Annotated in this window: 2 protein-coding genes; both read left to right on the top strand. The window is 49.7% G+C overall.

Annotated elements, in window-relative coordinates; translation table 11 throughout:
- Window positions 1-1,770 (top strand): ATP-binding protein (locus tag B3D59_RS05905; protein ID WP_286818393.1); only part of this gene is annotated, 1,770 nt, incomplete at its 5' end.
- On the top strand, window positions 1,763-2,583 hold an 821-nt coding region (locus B3D59_RS05900; RefSeq protein WP_286818392.1), incomplete at its 3' end, for a response regulator. The genes B3D59_RS05905 and B3D59_RS05900, both read left to right, overlap by 8 nt.

Here is a 2,583-nt window from a genome sequence, read left to right as displayed (position 1 = left end):
CCCTGGTACAGGCGGGCCATGGAAGAAAAAAAACTGACGCTAACCCGGCCTTTTATGGACCAGGGCTTCTGGAAGATGGTCATTGCCGTGGTGGTGCCCCTGGTCCATAATAACGAGGCGATAGGAGTTTTGAGCGCCAACATCATCCTTGATACCCTGCAGGCTTCGGTCATGGATTTGCGCATCGGCAAATACGGATACGCCTTTATCATTGACAGCCAGGGCACCATACTGGTTCACCAGAACAAAAGCCTGATGATGACCACCAAAATCCAGGAATCCGATCCCGCCCTTTCAACGTTCGGTTCATATTTTCCCGGACGGGATGCGGGCTCTTTCTCCTACAGGGATCGAATGCTCAGCTTTCATAAACTGACGGATACCGGATGGTACCTTTGCACCAACGTGGATCAGGAAGAGGCCCTGGCTCTGTCCAAAAATACGGGCATGCTCTTTGCCATGGCCATGGTTCTGAAAATTTTAGGCATTTTAGCCCTGCTGTTATTTCTCACCGTGGGCGGGTTCGCCTTGATTCTGTTTATTTCCAAAAACAGGTTTGAGGCCATCGTTTCGGGAAAAGATAAAGATCTTCGAGGGGAAATCATTCGCAGAAAAGAGCTTGAGACCCGCTACCGAACCCTTTTTAATATGGCCACCAATGCCATTATGCTTACAAGAAACGGGATCTATATCGAATGTAATCAAAAAGCATTGAATATGTTTGGGCTTGCCGAAGATAAAATCATCGGCCGGACCATGCAGGATCTCTCCCCCGCCATCCAGATGGACGGCACTGCCACAAAGCTCAAACTCACTCAGCTTGAGCAGTCTCACCCTTCGGGTGGATCCGATGTGCTTAAATGGACATTCAACCGGGCGGATGGTTCGGAGTTCCCGGCTGAGATCGGGATATCCACGTTGAAACTGGACCGGGAAATGGTCAAAGTGTACAGTATATGGGACATTTCAAAACGGGTCAATGCCGAGCAAAGCCTGCGTCAGGCTCAGAAAATGGCAGCCATGGGTGAAATGCTGTCCGCCATTGCCCACCAGTGGCGACAGCCGCTTAATGCCCTGTCCTCATATATCGCCTCCCTGACCCCGGCCTTTTATAACCAGATGATTTCAGCCCCGTTCATTGAAAAACTAGTCCGGGAGGCCGATACCCAGATTCAGTTTATGTCAAGAACCATCAACGATTTCAGGGAATATTTCAGGCCGTCCAAAAATAAACAGACCTTTGAGATGATGGATGCGATACAAAGTGCCGTTAAGTTGGTAGAACCCCAGCTAAGACAGAACAATATCACGCTGGACCTGGATCTGGCCGACGCGGAGGTTACCATGCCCATCCTCGGCTATAAAAATGAATTTGTTCATGTCCTGGTCAACATCATTTCCAACGCCAAGGATGCCATTAACGAACGCCAGGCCAACTCCCCGGATCGAACGGTTCACAAGTTAATCAACCTGGCTGTTTTCAAAAACAGTTATGAGATCTGCCTGGAGATCAGAGATACGGGCTGCGGGATTCCCTCCCATTTGCTGGAAAAGATATTTACGCCCTATTTCACCACCAAGGGAACGGCCACAGGCACGGGCATTGGCCTGTACATGGCTAAAATGATCGTGGAAAAAGAGATGAAAGGTACGATTCATGTAGAAAACCGTTACACAGGAGTCATGTTCAGGATCTGCCTGCCCCTCTCCCCAGGTGAGAACGGATCAGGCGAAAACCCAGCAAAGGACAACAAGGAAAATCATGATTAATTTCAGCCATTCAACGGTTCCGGTGGTTCTGGTGGACGATGAAAGATCAGAACTTGACGCGTATGGTTTTTTGCTCACCTCCATGGGCGTCAACCAGGTGGTTCAGGTCCGGGACAGCCGACGTTTGCCTGCTGTGATGGCCGACCTTGGTGTGTGTGTCCTTTTTCTTGATCTGAATATGCCCCATAAATCGGGCTTTGAGGTATTAAAAGAGCTCCGGATAACCCATCCCCACATTCCCGTGGTAATCATCACGGCCAATTCCGAGATTGAAAGCGCTGTTGAATGTTTAAAGCAAGGCGCCCATGACTATCTGGTCAAGCCCATCAATATGAATACCTTTGCCTCGGCACTGCGAAATGCCCTGGAAATCTGCGCATTGAGAAATGAGGTTTTCACTCTTAAAGGGGTCTCATTTAACCGGAATCTCAAATCTCCGGAACATTTCCAGCGCATCATTACCCAAAATCCTACGATGATCGGGCTTTTCCAATATATTGAATCCATCTCCAGCAGCCGGGAGCCGATCCTGATCCAGGTTCCCCCGTTGCGGGAACGCAAAGAGGACATCCCTTTGATTGCTGCCTATTTAAGGGATCAGGCCGCTAAAGCCATGGGCAAACCTGTTGTTGAAACCGGGCAACAGTTTGCAGCCGTTTTGGCAGCCCACCCGTTTCCGGGGAATATCAGGGAGTTGAAAACCTATATCTATGATGCAGTAGCACAAAGCACGGATACAAGCCTTCGTGTTGAGACGATTCTGGACCGTCTGGCAGATGTCTCGACCCTCTCCCAGCCCCAGACACCCAATGT

This window comes from Desulfobacter sp. UBA2225 (genome assembly GCF_002348205.1).
In the GTDB taxonomy this organism is placed as follows: Bacteria; Desulfobacterota; Desulfobacteria; order Desulfobacterales; family Desulfobacteraceae; genus Desulfobacter; species Desulfobacter postgatei.
The sequence above is the reverse complement of the archived record's forward strand: the minus strand, read 5'-3'. Positions and strand labels throughout refer to the sequence as shown.